General features: G+C 68.6%; 20 protein-coding genes. 11 read left to right on the top strand and 9 right to left on the bottom strand.

Going from position 1 to position 20650, the window contains the following annotated elements:
- The first annotated feature begins 2 nt into the window (after positions 1-2).
- From AB7E83_RS08215 to AB7E83_RS08195, 5 genes are all read left to right on the top strand, one after another.
- Positions 3-680 (top strand): RlmE family RNA methyltransferase, encoded by a 678-nt coding sequence (locus AB7E83_RS08215; protein ID WP_428567619.1) that lies wholly within the window; start codon positions 3-5, stop codon positions 678-680.
- 152 nt (positions 681-832) lie between these two features.
- Positions 833-2737 (top strand): ATP-dependent zinc metalloprotease FtsH, encoded by a 1905-nt coding sequence (ftsH, locus tag AB7E83_RS08210; RefSeq protein ID WP_428567616.1) that lies wholly within the window; start codon positions 833-835, stop codon positions 2735-2737.
- 84 nt (positions 2738-2821) lie between these two features.
- Positions 2822-3664, top strand: coding sequence for a dihydropteroate synthase (folP, locus tag AB7E83_RS08205; protein ID WP_428567613.1), 843 nt, complete (start codon positions 2822-2824; stop codon positions 3662-3664).
- Positions 3665-3677: 13 nt separating this feature from the next.
- Positions 3678-5012 carry a phosphoglucosamine mutase gene (gene glmM / locus AB7E83_RS08200; protein WP_428567611.1) on the top strand — a complete coding sequence of 445 codons (1335 nt, stop codon included), beginning with the start codon at positions 3678-3680 and terminating at the stop codon, positions 5010-5012.
- A 77-nt stretch (positions 5013-5089) separates the two neighbouring features.
- Positions 5090-5578 (top strand): hypothetical protein, encoded by a 489-nt coding sequence (locus AB7E83_RS08195; RefSeq protein ID WP_428567609.1) that lies wholly within the window; start codon positions 5090-5092, stop codon positions 5576-5578.
- 127 nt (positions 5579-5705) lie between these two features.
- Here AB7E83_RS08195 and AB7E83_RS08190 read toward each other — a convergent pair whose 3' ends face one another.
- The 6 genes from AB7E83_RS08190 to AB7E83_RS08165 all read right to left on the bottom strand — a co-directional run bounded on the left by AB7E83_RS08190 (position 5706) and on the right by AB7E83_RS08165 (position 11416).
- On the bottom strand, positions 5706-6779 hold the full coding sequence (locus AB7E83_RS08190; RefSeq protein ID WP_428567606.1) for a glycosyltransferase family 4 protein: 1074 nt from the start codon (positions 6777-6779) through the stop codon (positions 5706-5708).
- On the bottom strand, positions 6776-7648 hold the full coding sequence (locus tag AB7E83_RS08185) for a UDP-2,3-diacylglucosamine diphosphatase (RefSeq protein ID WP_428567689.1): 873 nt from the start codon (positions 7646-7648) through the stop codon (positions 6776-6778). The genes AB7E83_RS08190 and AB7E83_RS08185 overlap by 4 nt, the downstream gene beginning before the upstream one ends.
- Before the next feature lie 26 nt (positions 7649-7674).
- Positions 7675-8127 (bottom strand): hypothetical protein, encoded by a 453-nt coding sequence (locus AB7E83_RS08180; RefSeq protein ID WP_428567604.1) that lies wholly within the window; start codon positions 8125-8127, stop codon positions 7675-7677.
- A gap of 173 nt (positions 8128-8300) precedes the next feature.
- Positions 8301-8705: a diacylglycerol kinase gene (locus AB7E83_RS08175; RefSeq protein ID WP_428567602.1), complete on the bottom strand. Its 405-nt coding sequence runs from the start codon at positions 8703-8705 to the stop codon at positions 8301-8303.
- Positions 8706-8753: 48 nt separating this feature from the next.
- A complete protein-coding gene (locus AB7E83_RS08170; protein WP_428567600.1) occupies positions 8754-9020 on the bottom strand; it encodes a hypothetical protein in 267 nt (88 codons plus the stop codon).
- A gap of 158 nt (positions 9021-9178) precedes the next feature.
- Positions 9179-11416 (bottom strand): PhoX family protein, encoded by a 2238-nt coding sequence (locus tag AB7E83_RS08165; RefSeq protein WP_428567598.1) that lies wholly within the window; start codon positions 11414-11416, stop codon positions 9179-9181.
- A 142-nt stretch (positions 11417-11558) separates the two neighbouring features.
- Between AB7E83_RS08165 and AB7E83_RS08160 the strand changes: the two genes are divergently transcribed.
- Entirely contained in the window at positions 11559-12578 is a 1020-nt protein-coding gene (locus AB7E83_RS08160) for a M14 family zinc carboxypeptidase (RefSeq protein WP_428567596.1), read from the top strand.
- Positions 12575-13330 carry an alpha/beta fold hydrolase gene (locus tag AB7E83_RS08155; protein ID WP_428567594.1) on the top strand — a complete coding sequence of 252 codons (756 nt, stop codon included), beginning with the start codon at positions 12575-12577 and terminating at the stop codon, positions 13328-13330. Before AB7E83_RS08160 ends, AB7E83_RS08155 begins: the two co-directional genes overlap by 4 nt.
- A gap of 31 nt (positions 13331-13361) precedes the next feature.
- Here AB7E83_RS08155 and AB7E83_RS08150 read toward each other — a convergent pair whose 3' ends face one another.
- Complete coding sequence (locus tag AB7E83_RS08150) at positions 13362-14753, bottom strand: hypothetical protein (protein WP_428567591.1); 1392 nt, start codon at positions 14751-14753, stop codon at positions 13362-13364.
- Positions 14754-14926: 173 nt separating this feature from the next.
- Here AB7E83_RS08150 and AB7E83_RS08145 point away from each other — a divergent pair, with 173 nt between their 5' ends.
- The 3 genes from AB7E83_RS08145 to AB7E83_RS08135 all read left to right on the top strand — a co-directional run bounded on the left by AB7E83_RS08145 (position 14927) and on the right by AB7E83_RS08135 (position 18413).
- A complete protein-coding gene (locus tag AB7E83_RS08145; protein WP_428567589.1) occupies positions 14927-15751 on the top strand; it encodes a GNAT family N-acetyltransferase in 825 nt (274 codons plus the stop codon).
- A 107-nt stretch (positions 15752-15858) separates the two neighbouring features.
- The gene (gene ppk1 / locus AB7E83_RS08140; protein ID WP_428567587.1) at positions 15859-17961 is read left to right on the top strand and encodes a polyphosphate kinase 1; all 2103 of its coding nucleotides are present in this window, start codon (positions 15859-15861) and stop codon (positions 17959-17961) included.
- Positions 17952-18413, top strand: coding sequence for a SixA phosphatase family protein (locus AB7E83_RS08135; RefSeq protein WP_428567585.1), 462 nt, complete (start codon positions 17952-17954; stop codon positions 18411-18413). Before ppk1 ends, AB7E83_RS08135 begins: the two co-directional genes overlap by 10 nt.
- A gap of 29 nt (positions 18414-18442) precedes the next feature.
- Here AB7E83_RS08135 and AB7E83_RS08130 read toward each other — a convergent pair whose 3' ends face one another.
- Positions 18443-18652 (bottom strand): hypothetical protein, encoded by a 210-nt coding sequence (locus AB7E83_RS08130; protein ID WP_428567583.1) that lies wholly within the window; start codon positions 18650-18652, stop codon positions 18443-18445.
- On the opposite strand from AB7E83_RS08130, the gene AB7E83_RS08125 reads away from it, so the two are divergent.
- Complete coding sequence (locus AB7E83_RS08125; RefSeq protein WP_428567580.1) at positions 18630-18947, top strand: hypothetical protein; 318 nt, start codon at positions 18630-18632, stop codon at positions 18945-18947. The genes AB7E83_RS08130 and AB7E83_RS08125 overlap by 23 nt on opposite strands.
- 5 nt (positions 18948-18952) lie before the next feature.
- Here AB7E83_RS08125 and ppx read toward each other — a convergent pair whose 3' ends face one another.
- On the bottom strand, positions 18953-20446 hold the full coding sequence (gene ppx / locus AB7E83_RS08120) for an exopolyphosphatase (protein ID WP_428567578.1): 1494 nt from the start codon (positions 20444-20446) through the stop codon (positions 18953-18955).
- Between the last annotated feature and the right edge of the window lie 204 nt (positions 20447-20650).

The raw sequence follows: 20650 nt of genomic DNA, 5'->3' as shown, positions 1-20650 counted from the left end.
CGATGAAGGTCAAGACAAAAAGCAAGAAGGTCAACAAGGCGTGGTTGAACGACCATGTCAACGACCCCTATGTGAAGCTCGCGCAGAAGGAGGGCTATCGCGCCCGTGCCGCCTACAAGCTCAAGGAAATCGACGAGGCGCTGCACCTCATCCGCCCGGGCCACCTGGTGGTCGACCTCGGCTCGGCGCCCGGCGCGTGGAGCCAGTACGTCCGCCGGCGCCTGTCACCCGGAGGCGCGGCGGTGGGGCAGCTCAACGGCGCGATCATCGCGCTCGACCTCCTGCCCATGGAGCCCATCGAAGGCGTGACCTTCCTGCAGGGCGATTTCCACGAGGAGGCGGTCGCGCAGCGGCTGGTCGAGGCGATGGCCGGACGCAAGGCGGATGCCGTGGTCTCCGACATGGCGCCGAATCTTTCGGGCATCGAATCGGCGGACGCCGCACGCATCGCGCACCTGGTCGAGCTGGCATTGGATTTTTCGATGGCCCACCTCAAGCCCGAAGGGGCGCTGGTGGTGAAGCTGTTTCACGGCAGCGGCTACAGTCAGCTCGTGAAGCTGTTCAAGGAACGATTCCGGGTCGTCAAGCCTCTCAAACCCAAGGCGTCGCGCGACAAATCCTCCGAGACCTTCCTGGTCGGGATCGGGCCAAAGCCCCCCGCCATCGCCAGGACTGAATGACACGTGCGCGACATCCGTCAAGTCCTGCGGGCCTTGTCCTATGGGCGTCGTAGCGAAATCGCATCAACCGCCGCCTTGAAAGTCCTAGAATGGGCGGCAACTAGGTGTGGGCGCCTTGGGCGTTCCTTGCCTCTTTCCGACCGGAGATTCAGTTGAACAATCAGTGGTTTTCCAAGATCGCCGTCTGGCTGGTGATCGCACTGGTCCTCTTCACGGTATTCAAGCAGTTCGACACGCGCGGCGCCGCCGGCGCTTCCATGGTCGGCTACTCGGATTTCCTGGAGCAGGTGCGCAACAAGCAAGTCAAGAGCGCGATCATCCAGGAAGGCCAGGGCGGCACCGAGATCGTCGCCGTCACCTCGGACGACCGGAAGGTCCGCACGACGGCCACCTACCTCGATCGCGGACTCGTGGGCGACCTCATCAACAACGGCGTCAAGTTCGACGTGAAGCCGCGCGAGGAAGGCTCCCTGCTCATGACGCTGCTGGTGTCGTGGGGGCCGATGCTGCTGCTGATCGGCGTCTGGATCTACTTCATGCGCCAGATGCAGGGCGGCGGCAAGGGCGGCGCCTTCAGCTTCGGCAAAAGCAAGGCGCGCATGCTCGACGAGTCGAGCAACCAGATCACCTTCACCGACGTCGCGGGCTGCGACGAGGCGAAGGAGGAAGTCAAGGAGGTCGTCGACTTCCTGAAGGACCCGCAGAAATTCCAGAAGCTGGGCGGCCGCATTCCCCGCGGCCTGTTGCTGGTCGGCCCTCCCGGCACCGGCAAGACGCTGCTCGCCAAGGCCATCGCCGGCGAGGCCAAGGTCCCGTTCTTCTCCATCTCCGGCTCCGACTTCGTCGAGATGTTCGTCGGCGTGGGCGCGGCGCGCGTGCGCGACATGTTCGAGAACGCGAAGAAGAACGCCCCCTGCATCATCTTCATCGATGAAATCGATGCGGTGGGCCGTCAGCGCGGCGCCGGCCTCGGCGGCGGCAACGACGAGCGCGAGCAGACGCTCAACCAGATGCTCGTCGAGATGGACGGCTTCGAGACCAACCTCGGCGTGATCGTGATCGCGGCGACGAACCGGCCCGACATCCTCGACGCCGCGCTGCTGCGCCCCGGCCGCTTCGACCGGCAGGTGTACGTGACGCTGCCGGACATCCGGGGCCGCGAGCAGATCCTCAATGTCCACATGCGCAGGATCCCGATCGGGCAGGACGTGAACGCGGGCATCATCGCGCGCGGCACGCCCGGCATGTCGGGCGCCGACCTGGCCAACCTCTGCAACGAAGCGGCGCTCATGGCCGCGCGCCGCAACGCGCGCGTGGTCGAGATGCAGGACTTCGAGAAGGCCAAGGACAAAATCATCATGGGCCCCGAGCGCAAGTCGATGGTCATGCCGGAGGAGGAGCGCCGCAACACGGCCTACCACGAGGCGGGCCACGCGATCATCGGCAAGCTGCTGCCCAAGTGCGACCCGGTCCACAAGGTCACGATCATCCCGCGCGGCCGCGCATTGGGCGTGACGATGAGCCTGCCGGAGAAAGACCGCTACTCCTACGACAAGGAGTACATGCTCAGCCAGATCGCCATGCTCTTCGGCGGCCGGATCGCCGAGGAAGTGTTCATGAACCAGATGACCACGGGCGCGAGCAACGACTTCGAGCGCGCGACGCACCTGGCGCGCGACATGGTCATGCGCTACGGCATGACCGATGCCCTGGGCCCGATGGTCTACGCCGAGAACGAGGGCGAGGTGTTCCTGGGCCGCTCGGTGACGAAGACGACGAACATCTCCGAGACGACCATGCAGAAGGTCGATGCCGAGGTGCGCCGCATCATCGACGAGCAGTACGGCATGGCCCGCAAGCTGATCGAGGACCACAGCGACAAGATGCACGCGATGGCGAAGGCGCTGCTCGAATGGGAGACCATCGACGCCGAGCAGATCGACGACATCATGGCCGGCAAGGAGCCGCGCCCGCCGAAGGACTTCACGCCCCGCACGCCGCCGTCCGACACGGGCGGACCGTCGGTGCGGCCGGCGCCGGAGCCGAACGCGGCGTAAAGTCGTGGCGTAGCGCACGCAGCAGTCAAGCAAAGGGGGGCCTTCGGGTCCCTTTGCTTTGCCCGCGTGAGCCACAATTCAGCCATGCACTGGCAGACCGCCCGCTTCACCATCGACCTCGCGCGGCCGAAGGTGATGGGCATCGTCAACGCGACGCCCGATTCGTTCTCCGACGGCGGCCTCTACGCCAGCACGGTGGCCGCCGTGAAGCACTGCGAAGCGCTGCTCCTCGAAGGCGCCGACATCCTCGATATCGGCGGCGAATCCAGCCGCCCCGGCAGCCCGCCCGTTCCGCTCGACGAGGAGCGTGCACGCGTCATGCCCGTCCTGCGCGAAGCCGTGCAGCTCGGCGTGCCGGTCTCCATCGACACCTACAAGCCCGAGCTGATGCGCGAAGCACTGGACCTCGGCGTCGACATCGTCAACGACATCTGGGCGCTGCGCCGCCCCGGCGCGCTCGAAGCCGTTGCCGCCCATCCGCACTGCGGCGTATGCCTGATGCACATGCACGGCGAGCCGCGCACGATGCATCGCTCGCCGCTCGAAGGCGATGCCGTGCCGCAGGTCGCCGCGTTCCTCGCCGCGATCTCGAAGTCGCTGGCCGAGGCGGGCGTCGCGCGCGAACGTGTGATGTGGGACCCGGGCATCGGCTTCGGCAAGACCGTCGAACAGAATTTCGCGCTGCTGGCGCGCCAGCATGAACTGCTGGCGGCGGGTTATCCGGTGCTGGCCGGCTGGTCGCGCAAGTCCTCGCTCGGTGCGACGACAGGCCAGCCCGTGAACGACCGGCTGGCGGCGAGCATCGCCGCCGCCGTGCTGTCGGTGGACCGCGGCGCGCGGGTCGTGCGCGTCCACGACGTCAAGGAAACCGTCGCCGCGCTCAAGGTCTGGCGCGCCGCGAAATCGCAGGAATGGCAGGAACCATGAGAGGCTTCATTCGATGAGCAGAACGTATTTCGGCACCGACGGCATTCGGGGCACGGTCGGCCAGGCGCCGATCACCCCCGACTTCGTGCTTCGCCTCGGCCACGCGGTCGGCCGCGTGCTCAAACGCACGGAAGAGAAGCCCACGGTGCTGATCGGCAAGGACACGCGCATTTCCGGCTACATGCTCGAAAGCGCGCTCGAATCGGGCCTCAACTCCGCCGGCGTCGACGTCGTGCTGCTCGGCCCGCTGCCGACCCCCGGCGTCGCGTACCTCACGCGCGCGCAGCGCGCGAGCCTGGGCGTGGTCATCAGCGCAAGTCACAACCCGTTCCAGGACAACGGCATCAAGTTCTTCGACGCGCAGGGCGCGAAGCTGCCCGACGAATGGGAGATGGACGTCGAGGCCATGCTGAAGGAAGACTGGCAGTGGGCGTCCTCGGACGGATACGGCCGCAGCCGGCGGCTCGACGACGCGGCGGGCCGGTACATCGAGTTCTGCAAGAGCACCTTCTCCAACGACCTCACGCTCAAGGGCATGAAGATCGCCGTCGACGGGGCAAACGGCGCGGCGTATCACATCGCGCCCATGGTCTTCCACGAGCTCGGCGCCGACACGGTGTGCATGGGCTGCGGGCCGAACGGCCTGAACATCAACGATGGCGTCGGCGCGACGCATCCCGAGGCGCTGGTGGAACTCGTGAAGACGAGCAAGGCGGACTTCGGCATCGCGCTCGACGGCGACGCCGACCGCCTGCAGCTCGTGGACGCCTCCGGCCGGCTGTACAACGGCGACGAGCTACTCTACCTGATGGTGGCCGACCGCCTGGACCGCGGCGAGAAGGTCGAGGGCGCCGTCGGCACGCTCATGACCAACATGGCCGTGGAATTGGCGCTGAAGGCGCGAGGGCTGGAGTTCGTGCGGGCCAAGGTCGGCGACCGCTACGTCCTCGAGGAGCTCGACAAGCGCGGCTGGTGCCTGGGCGGCGAAGGCTCGGGCCACCTCCTGTGCCTGGACAAGCACACCACGGGCGACGGCCTGGTGAGCGCGCTGCAGGTGCTCAAGGCCTGCGCGCGCAGCGGCAAGACCGTGGCGCAGCTGCTCGAAGGCGTGAGCCTGTTCCCCCAGACGCTGATCAACGTGCGGCTCGCGCCGGGGCAGGACTGGCGGTCGAACCAGAAACTTGCCAACGAAACCGAAAGTCTTCAATCGGAATTGAACGACTCGGGCCGCGTGCTCATCCGCGCCAGCGGCACGGAGCCCGTGGTGCGTGTCATGGTCGAGGCGCGGGACGAGCAGATGGCGCGCCGCGGGGCGGAGCGCCTTGCCGAGGCCATTCGCACCGGCTGAAGCGCCGCTCGTCGTAATGGCGCGACAGACCAAGGTCGGGGATTGGCGCGGGGGCCCGCAAGGTCTACATTGAGGCCATGCGCTTCGCATTTCTTCTGTCCGGACTTCTCCTCGCGTCGGGCCTGGCCCCTCTGGGCGCGGCCGCGCAGTCGTTTTCGGCGAACTACGATCTCACGCGGGCTCAGCCCGCGGCCTTCACCGAACGCGAGCTCGCGCCGGGCGCGACGCTGCTCACGGCCGGACCCGTCCGGCTCTCCACCGCCGTGGGGCGCGGCGTGGCGGGCGGCACCGGCGGGGGCCTTTCGCTGGAAGCGGGTCAAACCTGGTTCGCGCGCGTGGGCCTCGGCACCGCACTGGACAACGAGGTCCTGAGCCTCGGCGCCGGATATCGCTGGCGCGATGGGCAATCGGTATCGATGCAGTTCCTGCGCAGCCGCGGCCAGGATCGCGTGGGCCTTGCCGTCCGCTACGACTGGCCCCAGTACTACCTGCGCCTTTCCTACGATCCGCGCTGGGGCGATACCGCCCCGGACATGCTTCGCTTCTCGGCGGGCATGCGGTTCTGAAGGCGGGCAGGCCTTAGCTATCCCGCAGATACGTGGGGTTGACCGAGCACGTGTGAAACAAGGATCGATCGCGCCGCGACGTGCCGCGCGGGATCCAGGTCATCCAGCGCATCTAGGCAGCGGGCCCTCAGCGTGACGCGAGCGCTCCCGTCAGCCCTGCGAACTGGCCGCGGGTGGGAACAAGGAAGTCGACGAAGCGTTCCGTCGTGTGCTGCCAGCTGTAGTCGAGCGCGCGGAGCCGGGCCTCCTCGCGCGGCGTTCGCAGCGCGTGCTCCCACGCCTGCTTCAGGTCGTGATGCATGTAGCCGCCGTACGGCCGCGCGCCCGTCGGGTGCATCTTGCTCAGCACCTCCGTCGGACCGTCCGCGCGGAAAGCGGCGACCGGCGTGCCGCAAGCCATCGCCTCCAGCATCACGAGGCCGAAGGTATCGGCGAAACTCGTGAACACGAGTACGTCCGCGCAGGAGTAGAGTTCCGCGAGCGCCGGCCGTTCGAGCAGGCCCACCCAGTGCGCACCCGGATACTTGCGTTTCAGATGCGCCTCGACGGGGCCGACTCCGCAGACCACCTTGCTCCCCGGCAATTCCAGATCGAGGAAGGCGGCGATGTTCTTCTCGTACGACACGCGGCCGACGAACAGGGAGATCGGACGCGGGAGGTCCGCGAGCGGCGGGTAGATGCGCGGTTGCGGGCTGTACGCGAACAGATCGGTGTCGACACCGTGCGTCCATTCGCGCACGTTCTCGATGCCGCGCTGCTCCAGCATTTTCGCCACGCTGCGCGTCGGCGCCATGACACCGCTCGACGGCCGGTGGAAGTGCCGCATGACCGCATAGCCCCAGGACACCGGCACCTTCGCCGCGGCCTTCGCGATTTCGGGAAATTTTGTGTGGAACGCGGTCGTGAACGGCAACCCGCGCCGTACGCAGTAGCCGCGCGCGGCCCAGCCCAGGGGGCCTTCCGTTGCGATGTGGATCGCATCGGGTGAAAACTCCTCGAGCCGCCGCGCCACTTCCTTCTTTGCGCCGATCGCGAGATCGATGCCGGCGTAGCCAGGGCACGGCCATGTGCGAAACAGCGATGGCTGGATCACGAGCACCTGCCAACCGCGACCTTCGAGTTCGCGCACGAGTTCGACAAGCGTGGTGACAACCCCGTTGACTTGCGGCTGCCAGGCGTCGGTGACGAGGGTGAGTTTCATTCGGTCTCCAGGGAATGTTCTTGGCGGGCGACGTGCGGCGCGCTGGCGGAGCGGTACGGCTGCCAATACACGATCTCGAGGCGCCCGTCCATGTGTTCGACGAGCGCGGTGCGGCTCTCCACCCAGTCGCCGTCGTTGCAATAGAGCACGCCGTCGATGCTGCGCATCTCCGCGCGATGGATGTGGCCGCACACCACGCCGTCGTGGCCCCGCTTGCCCGCTTCGCGTGCGACGGCCGTCTCGAAGCTCGTGACGTAGTTGAGCGCCTTCTTTACCTTGTGCTTCAGGTATGCGGACAGCGACCAGTACGGCAGTCCGAGGCGCGCGCGTGTCGAGTTGAGATGACGATTCAGGCGCAACGTGAATTCGTACAGCGTGTCGCCGACGTACGCGAGCCACTTCGCGCACTGCACGACCGCATCGAAGTGGTCGCCGTGGGTCACCCACAGCGAGCGTCCATCGGCGGTGGTGTGTACCGCTTCCTGCGCTACGTAGATGCCGCCGAAGTGATGGTCGGCGAAGGCGCGCGCGAATTCGTCGTGGTTGCCGGGCACGTAGATGACCCGGCACCCCTTGCGTGCGCGACGCAGGAGCTTCTGCACGACGTCGTTGTGCGCCTGCGGCCAGTGCCAGCGCTTGCGCAACTGCCAGCCGTCGACGATGTCGCCGACGAGGTAGAGATAGTCGCTCGGGTGTGCCTTGAGGAAGCCGAGCAGCGCGTCGGCCTGGCAGCCTGCCGTGCCGAGATGCAGGTCGGAGATGAACACGGCGCGCAGGCGCGGGTCGCCTTCGGATTCCGCATCGTCCGGCTCATCGGCGGTGGCATCGGGTGGCGGCACGGTCGCGAACGACGGCAACGGATTCCGCATTCGGAAGATCGGCGGCATCCACATCGTCATGGCGCCGCGGCGTGTTCGCGCCAGGCGGCGAAGCGGCCGCGCCAGCCGGTCGTGGACACGTGGAGTTCCGTGGGCGCGAGCTTCTCGAATTCAAAGCGGGCGCCCGCGCGCAGCGACTGCCGCAGCAGCCACGTCGATGCGGGCCCGGGCTGCACGGCGCCGGGTTCGAAGCGGACGAGCAACCGGCCGTCTTCGGCGCAGACCCGTGCGGGGCCTTCGGCCCACAGACCCTCCCGGGTCTTGACGAATTGCAGGTGCAGCAGGCCCGCGCGCTCCGAGATGCCCAGAACCAGCGGCTTGCCGTCTTCCATGCCGGTCTCGATCCACCGCAGGGGGAAGTAAAAGCCTCCCGCCAGCGCCCGCAGGCCGACGACGGTGCTCGCGCAGTTGGCGGCGGCCGTTCCGCAGGCCAAGCTGAGAACGACTGCGAATGCGCACTGGACTTTCATGCGGCGACTGTCGTATTTCCGCATGACGCCTGCGTGTCGATTTCATGTCCGAAAGGTGGCGGGCTCTGCATCGTGCCGATCGCCACCGCGATGCACGGTGCGCTGGAAAGGCTTCGGCAGCGCTTTCCCGGTCCCGATGCGTCGCTGAAGGACGTACGCGGTCGAGCGACGCCTCAGATCGCGAAGCGCGATGCGAGCGCGGCGCACCACACGCCGGCGCAGAGCGTGAGGCTCAGCAGCACGGCGGCGCTGCCCATGTCCTTCGCGCGCTTCGAGAGGTGGTTCCACTCGGGTCCTATGCGGTCGATGGCGGTCTCGATGCCGGTGTTGAGCAGCTCCACGATCATCACGAGCAGCACCGTTCCCGTGAGTAGCGCGACTTCGACCCAGCTTCGCCCGAGCCAGAATGCAGCGGGCAGCAGCACGACGGAGGCGATGGCCTCCTGGCGGAACGCCGGTTCGTCCCAGCCGGCACGGAGGCCTTGCAGCGAATAGCCCGCGGCATGCCGGATCCGGTCGAGCCCGGTGCGCAGCTTCTGCGGATTGACGGCGGTCAGCACGGTGTCATCGGGCGGCATGCGACCGAATGTCGGTTCCACGCGTGACGCGCGCGTGTCGGTTGTGTGTCAGCCGTCTTGCAGCTTCGTCGCTCCACGACGCGACCGTCGCCGCCGCCACAGCGCGATGCAGGCGAACGTGGCCGCCAACGGCAGCACGGGGTCATGAATCGCTCGGCGTGTGTTCGGATAGGAGGACGGGTCCGGCCCATGGCACGACACGCAACTCGCCTGCCCGTCGGGCGAGCGGAGATGGAGCATGGCACCACGTGCGGGGTCCTGCGCATGCGACGGGCCGAATGCCAGGGCGGCGGCGACGAAGGCGAGTGCGTGCATGGGGCTCTCCACGCGATGGGTTGGATGGTCCCGCGGCCCGGTGATGGCGCCGTGACGAAAAGCGGCCCCCGCTCGACAAGAGCGGGGGCCGAGGATGGCAAGTTCGCGCGCAGGCAAGGATGTCGCCCAGGCGGCCACGCCGGGCGCCATGTCTGCGATCAATACCCGTTCAAGACCTGGGTCCCATCCGTCCCGATCAGGCCGCCATCGTTGCGCGTGATCACGATCGTTGCCGACCGCGGCCGCGCGAGCGCGCCGCCCGCGCCGTAGCCCGCGTTGCCGGGCCAGTGGCTCAGGAACTTCGTCGCGTCGCCGATGTTCGCCTTCGCGATCGTTTCGCCCGGGTGCTGGATGTTCACGAAGATCGCCTTGCCGTCCGGCGTTTCGGTGATGCCGGTGATCTCGCAGTCCTTCGGCCCCACGAGGAAGCGGCGCAGCGTCGCGCTCGTCGGCTTCGCGCCTACGCGCGCATTCACCGTGAGCTTGCTGCCGTCCGCCTTCGTGTATTCCAGCGCCTGCACGGCGCCGTCGCCGACCTGGCCGGGCTTGCCGATCAGCATCATGCAGTTCGTCACGTCGGTGTACGCGCCGTCGTCGGTCTGCACGAAGACCAGGCCGGTCTTGCGGCTGAACCAGATGCCGTCGGGGCTCGAGAGGTCGTTGTCGGCGGTGAGCGCGGAGAGATTCACGCGCGTGGCATCCATGCCCGCCTCGGCGCCGAAGAGGTACACGTCCCACGCGAACGTGGTCGCCGCCGGCTCGTTGCCCGTTTCGCGGAAACGGATGATGTGGCCGTTGACGTTGCCGGGCGCGGTGGCGGCGGTCGGGGCGTCGGTGTAGGCGCGCGGATTCGCGGCGTCGACGGACTGCTGGCCGGAACCGCTCGCCTCGATCTTCCGGTTGCTGTTGTTCGTGAGCGTGACGTAGACCTCGCCCGTCACCGGATGCACCGCCGCCCACTCGGGGCGGTCCATCTTCGTCGCGCCCACCGCGTCGGCCGCGAGGCGCGCATTCACCAGCACGTCGGCCTGGTCGGCGAAGCGGTAGTTCGCGAAGTTCGCGATCGTCGTGTTCGCGATCGTGAGTTCGATCCACTGGCCGCTGCCATCGGCGTTGAAGCGGGCGGCGTAGAGGCGTCCGGCGTCGAGGTACTTGTCGCCCGCGGCCATGCGGTTGGCGGGGCTCGCATCGGCGGCATCCCACGAGGCGGTCGACACGAACTTGTAGATGTACTCGCCGCGCGAGTCGTCGCCCATGTACACGGCGAGCGGCTTGCCGGCCTGCGCGAGGCCGAACATCCCCATCTCGTGCGCGAAGCGGCCGAGCGCGGTGCGCTTGCGAGCGGCGGCGGCGGGCGCGTACGCATCGACCTCCACCATATAGCCGTACGTGTTCATCTCGTTGCGATAGTCGTCCGTGCCGTCGGTGGACGTGCCCGTCTGGCTGATGTTCCAGCGCGCATAGAGGTCGGCGGCGCCGGCCGTCTCCCAGCCGTGGCGGCTCGCGGAGTTCTGAGGCCTGCCGTAGCGCGCGAGCGAGACCACGCTCTTCGCCGTGGCGCCGCCGCGCGCCGTGTCGTCGGTCGCGGAACGCGCGAAGTAGCCGCTCCAGTTTTCTTCGCCGGTGAGGAAGGTTCCCCAAGGCGTGACGCTCGAGCCGCAGTTGTTGATGGTGCCGCGCGTGTCGGTGCCGGCGGGCGAATACTTCGTCCGCAGCAGCGCATTGCCGCGCACCGGGCCGCGCATCTCGATGGGCGTGTTGGGCGTGATGCGGCGGTTGTACTGCGACTCGCGCTGGTAGACGAAGCGGCCGTTCACCTTGCGGACCTCGACGCACGAGACGCCGTGCGCGGGAATTTCCTTGTCGGCCTCGGCGGCCGGGCGCGGATTCGCCGTGACGCCCGCGGCGTGCAGGAACTGGTCGGTCAGCGCCTCGTGGTTCATCACGAGGATGCCGCGCTCGGAACCGGCGACGTCGCGTGCCGTGCCCGCCGCGTTGAGCCCGAAATAATCGATGCCGTCGTGGTGGTCGCCTGCACGGGTCTCGAAGTTCGTGTCGGTGCCGTCGTTGCGGTAGTCGGGCGTTGCGGCGTTCAGCGGATCGCCGAGCGCGTACAGCACGGTCGCGGTGTAGCCCGCAGGCACGGTGACAAGGTCCGCAGTGCTCTTCGCCACCGCGGGGAAATTCAGTGAAATCGGCGTGGTCGATGGGGCAGGCGCGGGCGCGGCCGCCACGTCGTCGCCGCCGCCGCCGCATGCGGCGAGCGAGAGCGATCCCAGGACCGCGGCGCCCGCGGTTCCGACGCCCATGCGCAGCATGCCGCGGCGCGACAGCCGCTGCTCCACGACGTCCTGGATGCTGGGGTTGCCGCTCGTGTTCAAGTTCTCTTCTGTCATGTCGTACACCTCGTTGAATGGACTGCGAAAGCAGCCGCGAAGCGTAGGGACGGCAGATGACGATCGCGTGGCAACCGAGTGACACGATCGTGAAACGACGCCTGCCACGGCCGTGACACAAACTGCGCGTAAGGTGGCGGCCGTGCCGAACGACTTGCCGGAGCTGGTGGAGATCGAACGTGCGATCGAGGCCGGCGGGGCGCGGCTCGACGTGCGCGTCGAATGTCGCGTGGATGCCGGGCGGCGAACGCTTCCCGTGTACTCCATCGCGCTCGGATCGAACGATCCGAACGCGGGCGCCATAGGCTACTTCGGGGGCGTGCATGGGCTCGAGCGCATCGGCGCTCGCGTGGTCATTGCCTGGCTGCACAACGTCGTCGCGCGGCTGCGCTGGGATGCGTCGCTGCACGCGCTGCTCGAGCAGTTGCGCATCGTCTTCATGCCGCTCGTGAATCCGGGCGGCACGGTGCGCGGCACGCGCGCGAATCCGAACGGGGTCGACCTCATGCGAAACGCGCCCGTCGATGCGTTCGATCCCGTCGCGCCGCTCGTGGGTGGCCAGCGAATCTCGAGCCTGCTGCCCTGGTATCGGGGTCGCGCGGGCGAGCCGATGGAGCCCGAGGGCCGTGCCCTGTGCGACGTGGTGGAGCGCGAGGTCGCCGCGCGCCCGTTCGGCCTCGCGCTCGATTGCCACTCGGGCTTCGGCCTTCGCGACCGCCTGTGGTTTCCGTTCGCCCACCGCAGCTCGCCCATCGCGCACGTGTCGCAGCTGCACGCGCTGCATGCGATCTTCGCGCAGACGCTTCCGCACCATCCTTATGTGATGGAGCCGCAGAGCCGCCAATACCTCGCGCATGGCGACCTGTGGGACCACCTGTACCAGCGCGCGTGCGCGCAGGCGAATCGCGTGTTCCTGCCGCTTACGCTGGAAATGGGCTCCTGGTTGTGGGTGAAGAAGAATCCGCGTCAGCTCTTCTCGCGCGACGGCATCTTCAACCCCGTCCTCGCGCATCGCGAGCAGCGCGTGCTGCGCCGGCACCTTCCGCTGCTGGATTTCGTGCAGCGCGCCGCCGCGAGCCACGCGATGTGGCTGCCGCGCGGCGGCGATATCGACACGCATCGCCGCGCCGCCATGGCGCTCTGGTACAGGTCCGCCGCATGACGACCTGGGTGCTGTTGCGCGGCCTCGCGCGCGAAGCCGGCCACTGGAGCGGAACTGTCCGCGCATTGCGCGCGCGCGTGCCGGAGGACGACCATGTGGTCGCGTTCAGCCTGCCCGGCAATGGCGAGCTTCATCACCTGGAAAGCCCCTGCACGGTGGACGGCATGGTCGATTCGGTGCTCGACCGTCTCGACCTTCGCCAATGCAGGCCGCCATTCCTGCCGGTCGCCCTGTCGCTCGGCGGCATGGTGGCCATGCGATGGGCCGAGCGGCGGCCGCACCAGCTCTCGGGCTGCGTGCTCATCAATGCCAGCTTCGCGGGCCTGTCGCCATTCTGGCAGCGCTTGCGGCCCGCGAGCTATTTGGCGCTTGCCGGCCTGCTGCGCCCCGGCCTTCGCGACGACGAGCGCGAACGCGCCGTGCTCGCGCTCACGAGCAACAAGCCGGTAGACGAAACGACAGTGCGCGCATGGACCGCGCTGTTCGAAGCGCGACCCGTGACCCGCGCGAACTTCCTGCGGCAACTTCGCGCTGCTGCGGCCTACAGGTTGCCGCAGCAGCGGCCCGACGTGCCGATGCTGCTGCTCGCATCGTCGAACGACCGCCTCGTCGCGCCGGAGTGTTCGCGCGCGCTGGCGCGAGCCTGGTCGCTGCCGCTGCATCTGCACTCGCAGACCGGGCACGACCTGCCGCTCGACGATGCCGATTGGCTCATCGAGCACCTGCTCGTGTTTCGCGCGGGTTTCGCGTGAGCGGCGCGCACCTGAGCCGTCGGCCCACGGGTCATTCGCGCAGCGCGCGCGACGCCGCTTCTCCTGCGACGAAGGCGCCCGTCGCCGTGGCGCAGAGTCCGGCAGCGGCAACGCCTGCCGGCACGACGCCGAGCAGGGTGGCCGTGGCTGCGGTCGCGGCACCGACGACGATGCCCCCGGCGACTCCGGCCGCGAGCGCACGCGAGTCGACATGCGAGGATCTCGGCACATGGGTGTTGAGGGGCGCGCCTGCAAGTCGCCCCGCGACCACAAGCCCGTGGCGCGCTTCGGCGAGCGCGCCCCAGATGCAGGCGGCCCAGTCCGCCACGTACTCGCCGGCCACGCGTCCCACGCCGGGCGGCGACGCATCGACGAGATCGGCCAGCGTCCGGTTCACGTCGGCGCCTGCGCCGAGGAGGTAGCGCATGCCTGCGTCCCGTGCGATGGCGGCTCCCATCTCGTCGGCATTCGCGAGATTCCGGCGGAAGGCGGCACGTACGCCCATTCCCTCTTCGTAGGTCAGACCGCCACGGTCCGCCAGCGCCGCGACACCCTTGGTCAACTCCGCCGCCAGCTGATACAGGCCGCGGATTCCGCCGGCCGCCACGGCCAGGCCCAGATCGCGAACGACGGAGTCGAGCGGCGACGCCGTGGCGGTGGAGTCGGGAGTCGAAGCGTGCGCGGCCGACAGGTCCATGCGCTGCTGAAGAAGGTAGACGCCGAGCGCCGTGACGGCGATGTCGACGACGAGCGCGCCCAGCATCGCGTCGCGGTCGCGCCGATGCCATGCCTCTTCGGCGGAGAGCCGGATGCCGGCCTCGTCGACGTGATGCGTGTCGCCGAGCGCGCCTCGCCCGAGGTTGTTGAGGCCATCGCGCGTCAAAGCGGCGACACCGCGTGCGCCGGTCGACGACACCGCGAGCGCCGAGGCGGCGGCGGAGGCGCTGGCGGCCGCGGCCGCCAGCGGCGCGAGGCCGGCCACGCTCGCACTCGTGTGATGGACCCATCGGCCCAGGCCGGAGGCATCGGCCAGGAGATTCCCCGCGCGATGGCATAGCCAGCCGCCCGCGAGCAGCACGAAAAGGGCGCCGCCGACCAGGGGCGCCACCGGCGATGCCGCGCGGCCGAACGCTGCGAGCGCCGCGCTCGCGCCCGCACCGACGACGAATCCTGCCGTGGCAGAGGCGAACTGGCCGAGCCCCTTCACGATGCCCGCGCGCCCCGCATTTCCGATCGTGCGCCACGCCGGGACCCCGTGTGCGGCCACCGCGAGCCGCACGTCCGGGGAGAGGCCGGCTTCCGCGTGGGCTGACGCCGCGCCGCCATGGCCTTCGTCGGGCCGCGCCGGAACGACGAGCGCGGAGAGATGCAGGGGCCGCGACGGGGGCGCGGCGAACACGGTGGCGGCGGAAGCGACGGACATCGGACGGATTCTCGTCACGCGAATGACAGTCGCGTGACATGCGAGGCGCGAGAGACTTCCGTCGCATCGCGTCCGATCCGCACTGCCTGTCATTGCGCCGTCACCGGATCGCCACGTACCGGTCACTTGACTTCCCGACACTGCCGGGCATCGAAAACGAAAAGGAGCCCCGCATGAACGAATTGCCCACGCCCACGTTCCCGCTCTCGCCTGTCTCGCTGCCCCGGGGGTCGCTTCCTCGACCGCACGCAACGCCTCCTGAGAAGCGCGGGCTCGGCATTTCGGTCGCTTGGGCGCGCCATGCGGACGAAGTTCGCGCGGCGCAGCGACTGAGGTTCACGGTCTTCGCGGGCGAGATGGGCGCGCGGCTCGACACGTCGGTCCCCGGCCACGACGTCGACCTGTTCGACGAATTCTGCGAACACCTGCTGGTGCGCGCCAACGACAGCGGCGAGGTGATCGGCACCTACCGCGTGCTCACGGCTGCGCAGTCGAAGCGCGTCGGCAGCTTCTACAGCGACACCGAATTCGACCTCGTGCGACTGCGCGGCCTGCGCGAGCGCATGGTCGAGCTCGGTCGCAGCTGCGTCCACCCGGAGCACCGCCACGGCGGCGTGATCCTCGCGCTGTGGGGCGCCCTCGCGGCCTTCATGGCCCGCAACCGCCTCGACACGATGATCGGCTGCGCGAGCATTCCGATGCTGCACAACGGCGTGGTGAGCGGCGACGCGGCGGCGAGCGTGTGGAACCAGGTGAAGGCGACGCACCTCGCGCCGGTCGAATATCGGGTGACACCGCGGCTGCCCTTGCCGCTGGATCGGCTCGACGCAAGCCTGCCGGTGGAGCCGCCTGCACTCATCAAGGGCTACCTTCGCCTGGGCGCGATGGTGCTGGGGGCGCCGGCCTGGGACCCGGACTTCAACACGGCGGACCTGCCGATGATGATGCGGCTGGGCGACATGCCGGCGCGCTACCGCAAGCACTTTCTCGGCGCGTGAGCCGAAGCGGCATGGACCGCCGCAACGTCGAAGCGGCTGTCACGAATCCGTCACACGCGGCCGGGACACTGTCGAGCGACCGTCACTCATCCGTCACAAAACCTCCCATGTGCGACGCCACAGCGGCCACCGAAGTCGCGCTCCTCGACCGCGACCACAGCATCCTTGCCTTCAACTGGCGGGTGCTCGACTGGGCGCAGCGCCCGGACGTGCCGCTGCTCGAACGCCTGCGCTTTCTCACCATCGTGTCGTCGAACCTCGACGAGTTCTTCGAAGTGCGCGCTGCCGCGCACACCACGGCCGCGCGCCTCGGCGAAGCGAAGGGGCCGTACACCGCGCATTCGTTCGAGGCGCTCTCGGTGGCGGCGCATGAACTCGTCGAGAAGCAGTACGCGCTCTACAACGACGAGCTCATGCCCGCGTTCGCGAAACACGGCATCGAGATCGTCTCGCACGGCGCACGCACCCCGGCCCAGAGGGAGTGGGTCCAGGAGTATTTCGAGCGCGAAGTGCGCCCCTTGCTCGTACCGGTGGGGCTGGACCCCGCGCATCCGTTTCCGCAGGTCGCCAACAAGTCGCTGAACTTCATCGTCCGGCTCGGCGGCAAGGATGCGTTCGGCCGCGAGAACGAGATCGCCATCGTCAAGGTGCCGCGCGTGCTGCCGCGGCTGATCCGCATGCCGGCGAAAGTGTCGGGGAAGAAGACGCTGCTGGTGGCGCTGTCCAGCATGGTTCGCGCCCATCTCGAGAGCCTGTTTCCGGGACGCGAAGTCGGGCAGTTCTCGCAGTTCCGGCTGACCCGCCACTCCGACCTGGCGGTCGACGAGGAGGACGTGCGCAACCTGCGCACCGCGCTTCGCCTCGGCCTGCAGCAGCGCCACTACGGCCAGGCCGTCCGGCTCGAAGTCTCCGCAGGCTGCGCGCCCTATCTCTCGGACTTCCTCCTGCGTCAGTTCGGCCTGCCGGAGCAGGCGCTCTATCGCGTGCATGGACCCGTGAACCTCGCGCGCCTGCAGCAGATGATCGACCTCGTCGACGAGCCGCGGCTGCTGTTTCCGCCCTACCACGCGAGCTATCCGGGGCAGATCACGCCCGGGCGCTCGATCTTCGAGCGGCTCAAGCACGGCGACGTGCTGATCCACCAGCCTTTCGAACGCTTCGATGGCGTGCTCGACTTTCTGCGCGAAGCGGTGAACGATCCGCAGGTGCTGGCCATCCGCCAGACGATCTATCGCACCGGCGCGAACTCCGAAATGATGGAATTGCTGCGCGAGGCGGTGCGGCGCGGCAAGGAAGTCCTGGCGGTGGTCGAGCTCAAGGCGCGCTTCGACGAGGAAGAGAACATCAATTCGGCGGAGATCCTCGAGTCGCTCGGCGCGCAGGTCGTCTACGGCGTGGTCGGCCTGAAGACGCACGCCAAGATGCTGCTCGTGACGCGCCGCGAGGGGCGGCAGCTCGTGCGGTATGCGCATCTCTCGACCGGCAACTACAACCCCCGCACGGCCCGTCTCTACACCGACATCAGCCACCTCACCGCCGACCCGAAACTCACGGAGGACGTGGAGAGCGTCTTCGTGCATATCGCGGGCCAGAGCCGCCTGCCGAAGTTGAACATGGTGTGGCTGGCGCCCTTTCACCTGCATCGGCGGCTGACCGAGCAGATCGACGCCGCGGGCGAGGCGGCGGCGCAAGGGCGCGATGCGCGCATCGTGCTGAAGATGAATTCGCTCACCGACGAGCCGCTGATCCGCTCGCTGATCCTGGCCGGGCGCAAGGGCGTGAGCATCGACCTCATCGTGCGCGGCGCCTGCATGCTGCCCGCGCGCCTGGGCGGACTGACCGACAACATCCGCGTGCGCTCGATCATCGGGCGATTCCTCGAGCACTCGCGCGTTTTCTACTTCCGCGCCGCGGGCGAGGAACAGCTTTATCTCTCGAGCGCCGACTGGATGAACCGCAACATGCTGCGCCGGGTCGAACTCGCGTGGCCCGTGAACGATCCGCACCTGCGCCAGCGCATCGTGGACGAATGCCTCGTGGCGTACCTGCACGACGACCGCGACGCGTGGGAACTTCAGGCCGACGGCAGCTATCGACTCTGCAAGCCCGCGGACGGCGCGAACGGAGGCTCAGGCCACGGCGCGCAGGCCGCATTGATGCAGCGTTACGCCGCGAAGTCCGGCGAGGAAGGGGAGGGAGCATGGACCTGATTCTGTGGCGCCACGCCGAGGCCGAGGAGCCCGGAGAAGGGCAGGGCGATCTCGAACGCGCGCTGACGCCCCGCGGCGAGAAGCAGGCCGCGCGCGTTGCCGCATGGCTGGATCGTCAGCTCGTCGACGGCACGCGTGTGCTGTGCAGCCCGGCGCGCCGCTGCGAGCAGACGGCGCTGGCGCTCGGGCGCAAGTACAAGGTGCGCGACGAACTCGCGCCCGACGCGACCGTGGAGGACGTGCTGGAAGCCGCGCAGTGGCCCGCGGCGCGGCATCCGGTCCTGATCGTCGGCCATCAGCCGGTGCTGGGCGAGACCATCGCGCGGCTGCTCAACGTCGACGGCGGCAGCTGCGCGTTGCGCAAGGGCGCGGTGTGGTGGCTGCGCACGCGCGAGCGCGACGGCCACGAGCAGACCGTGGTGTGGGCGGTGCAGTCGCCGGAGAGCCTGTAAGGCCGCAGGCGCGCCGGGAAAGCGATATCTCAGGCCTTCGCGGGCCGGCCGGTCTTGATCGCGGGCACGGCGCCCATGCTTGCGAGGAAGGCCGCGTCGCTCATGGCCGCGAGGGCGCTCACGCCGGCACGCAGCACCTCGCTCTTCTTTGCGGGTCGACCGAGGCCGGCTGCGCGATCCTTCAGCGCCTGCAGCACGGCGAACTCGGCCTTGGGGATGGTGAAGCTGTCGCGCACCATCTTCGGCTTCCTGGACTTCTCCGCTTTCTCCGATTTGTCGCCCTTTTCCGACCTTTCCGACCGTTCCGCTTTCGATGCCTTGACGGGCTTTGCGCGCTTGTCCGCCTTCGGGACGGCCTGGCGCGGCACGGGCTTCGTGGCGACAGGCCGGGTGGCGGGCGCCTCCGTGGGCGCGGTTGCGGACGCGGCTTTTGCCGAAGCGGCGGAAGGCTTCTTCGCGGCAGGGACGGTCTTTTTCGGCACGGCGCCTTTGGTGGAACGGGGCATGGACGACTCCTCGGTTGAAACTATATAAACAGTTTATACCGTTTCGCGAACCGTGAAAGTCCAGGGCGTTTTCTGCCACGCCGTCGTCTCCTCGAGCAGCAGGTGCGCGGACTGGGGGTACCTGCGCGCCCACTCCGACGGCAGGACCATCGTCGCGACGCCCGGACCCGCGGCCACGGAGAGTCCCTGCAGCATCGGCTCGCGCCGCGCATGGCAGAGGATGACCGCGAGCCGCAGTGCCAGCAGCTGGTGCACGAAGACTTCGTCGCTCAAGTCGGCTTCGAGCTTGCGCAGCTTCCCGCGGTGCCCGAGGACCAGCATGCCCAGGCGGTGAAGCTCCGGCTGCGCGAAGCCCGGCGCGTCGGCGTGCTCGAGGATGTACGCGCCGTGCTTGTGCGCGTCGCTGTGCGAGATGAGATTGCCGATCTCGTGCAGGCGCGCCGCCCAGTCGAGCTTGCCGGCGAGACGGGCGAGCGAGGCTTCGTCGTCGCCCGAACGAAGCTGGCGCAGCAGCACGCCGGCGACCCGGCCCACGCGTTCGCCCTGCGCGGCATCGGTCTCGAACTTCGTCGCCAGCCGCGCGACCGTGGCCGAGCGCACGTCCGTCGCGGCATGTTCGCGATCGAGCAGGTCGAAAAGCACGCCGTGGCGCAGCGCGCCGTCGGCCGGATGCATTTGCTCGATGCCGAGCAGGTCGAACACGGCGAGCAGCACGCTCAGGCCGCCGCCGATCACGGGCCGGCGGTCTTCCTTCAATCCGTCGAGCCGCACGCGGTCGGCGCTTCGCGCATCGAGCAACTGCTCGTGGAGCCACTTCAGGCCGTCGCGTGAGATGGCGCCCGCGTCGTGACCCGCGGCGACCAGCACGTCGCCCACCGCCCCGATGGTGCCGGAGGAGCCGTACGCGGTGTCCCAGGCGCCGCGCTCGAAGGTGCCGAGCGCCTCGTCGAGCACCGCCTGCGCGGCGATGCGCGCGCGGTCGAACGCGGCTTCGGTGAACTGGCCGTCGGGAAAGTACCGCATCGACCACGCGACGCTGCCGACCCGGTAGCTTTCCATCGCGCGCGCTTCGAACTGCCTGCCGAGTATCAGCTCGGTGGACCGTCCGCCGATGTCGACGACGAGCCGCCGCTCGTCCGACTGCGGCAGGAGATGCGCCACGCCCTGGTAGATGAGCCGCGCTTCCTCGCGACCCGAGATCACGTCGATGGGAAAGCCGAGCGCGCGATGCGCGCCGGCCAGGAAGATGTCGCGGTTGCGGGCTTCGCGCAGCGTCTGCGTCGCGACGGCGCGCACCTGGCCCTTCGTGAAGCCGGCGAGCCGTTCGCCGAAGCGCGCGAGGCAGGCCCAGCCGCGCTCCATCGCTTCCTGCGTGAGGTTGCGCGCGTCGTCGAGGCCGTTGCCTTGGCGCACGGTCTCCTTGAGGTATTCCACGCGGTGGATGTGCCCGTGGTCGAGGCGCCCGATCTCGAGGCGGAAGCTGTTGGAGCCGAGGTCGACCGCGGCGAGGAGGGTGCCGTTGCGCATGTGCGGGGCAGGATAGCACCGCGGGCGATGCGCGTGGCGTGGGCGGCGCGGACAAGGTCGACGGGATCGTGCGGAACCTCCGGTCGCTCTGCGGCCGCCGCCGCCGCGGATCCGTTCGTGGTGCCCATGGCCGGGGATGGGCTTGTCATCGAATCGTCACGGCTTCTTCATGGACGAGTCATCCGCGTCGCGGACAGTTCGGAT

Origin of the sequence: Ramlibacter sp. (genome assembly GCF_050250995.1) — a bacterium.
Classification (GTDB): Bacteria; Pseudomonadota; Gammaproteobacteria; order Burkholderiales; family Burkholderiaceae_C; genus Ramlibacter.
The sequence above is the reverse complement of the archived record's forward strand: the minus strand, read 5'-3'. Positions and strand labels throughout refer to the sequence as shown.

Coding starts and splice junctions, on each gene's coding strand:
- AB7E83_RS08215 (WP_428567619.1), top strand. CDS start 3: ATGAAGGTCAAGACAAAAAGCAAGAAGGTCAACAAGGCGTGGTTGAAC.
- folP (WP_428567613.1), top strand. CDS start 2,822: ATGCACTGGCAGACCGCCCGCTTCACCATCGACCTCGCGCGGCCGAAG.
- glmM (WP_428567611.1), top strand. CDS start 3,678: ATGAGCAGAACGTATTTCGGCACCGACGGCATTCGGGGCACGGTCGGC.
- AB7E83_RS08195 (WP_428567609.1), top strand. CDS start 5,090: ATGCGCTTCGCATTTCTTCTGTCCGGACTTCTCCTCGCGTCGGGCCTG.
- AB7E83_RS08190 (WP_428567606.1), bottom strand. CDS start 6,779: ATGAAACTCACCCTCGTCACCGACGCCTGGCAGCCGCAAGTCAACGGG.
- AB7E83_RS08185 (WP_428567689.1), bottom strand. CDS start 7,648: ATGCGGAATCCGTTGCCGTCGTTCGCGACCGTGCCGCCACCCGATGCC.
- AB7E83_RS08180 (WP_428567604.1), bottom strand. CDS start 8,127: ATGAAAGTCCAGTGCGCATTCGCAGTCGTTCTCAGCTTGGCCTGCGGA.
- AB7E83_RS08175 (WP_428567602.1), bottom strand. CDS start 8,705: ATGCCGCCCGATGACACCGTGCTGACCGCCGTCAATCCGCAGAAGCTG.
- AB7E83_RS08170 (WP_428567600.1), bottom strand. CDS start 9,020: ATGCACGCACTCGCCTTCGTCGCCGCCGCCCTGGCATTCGGCCCGTCG.
- AB7E83_RS08165 (WP_428567598.1), bottom strand. CDS start 11,416: ATGACAGAAGAGAACTTGAACACGAGCGGCAACCCCAGCATCCAGGAC.
- AB7E83_RS08155 (WP_428567594.1), top strand. CDS start 12,575: ATGACGACCTGGGTGCTGTTGCGCGGCCTCGCGCGCGAAGCCGGCCAC.
- AB7E83_RS08150 (WP_428567591.1), bottom strand. CDS start 14,753: ATGTCCGTCGCTTCCGCCGCCACCGTGTTCGCCGCGCCCCCGTCGCGG.
- AB7E83_RS08145 (WP_428567589.1), top strand. CDS start 14,927: ATGAACGAATTGCCCACGCCCACGTTCCCGCTCTCGCCTGTCTCGCTG.
- ppk1 (WP_428567587.1), top strand. CDS start 15,859: ATGTGCGACGCCACAGCGGCCACCGAAGTCGCGCTCCTCGACCGCGAC.
- AB7E83_RS08135 (WP_428567585.1), top strand. CDS start 17,952: ATGGACCTGATTCTGTGGCGCCACGCCGAGGCCGAGGAGCCCGGAGAA.
- AB7E83_RS08125 (WP_428567580.1), top strand. CDS start 18,630: ATGGTGAAGCTGTCGCGCACCATCTTCGGCTTCCTGGACTTCTCCGCT.
- AB7E83_RS08130 (WP_428567583.1), bottom strand. CDS start 18,652: ATGGTGCGCGACAGCTTCACCATCCCCAAGGCCGAGTTCGCCGTGCTG.
- ppx (WP_428567578.1), bottom strand. CDS start 20,446: ATGCGCAACGGCACCCTCCTCGCCGCGGTCGACCTCGGCTCCAACAGC.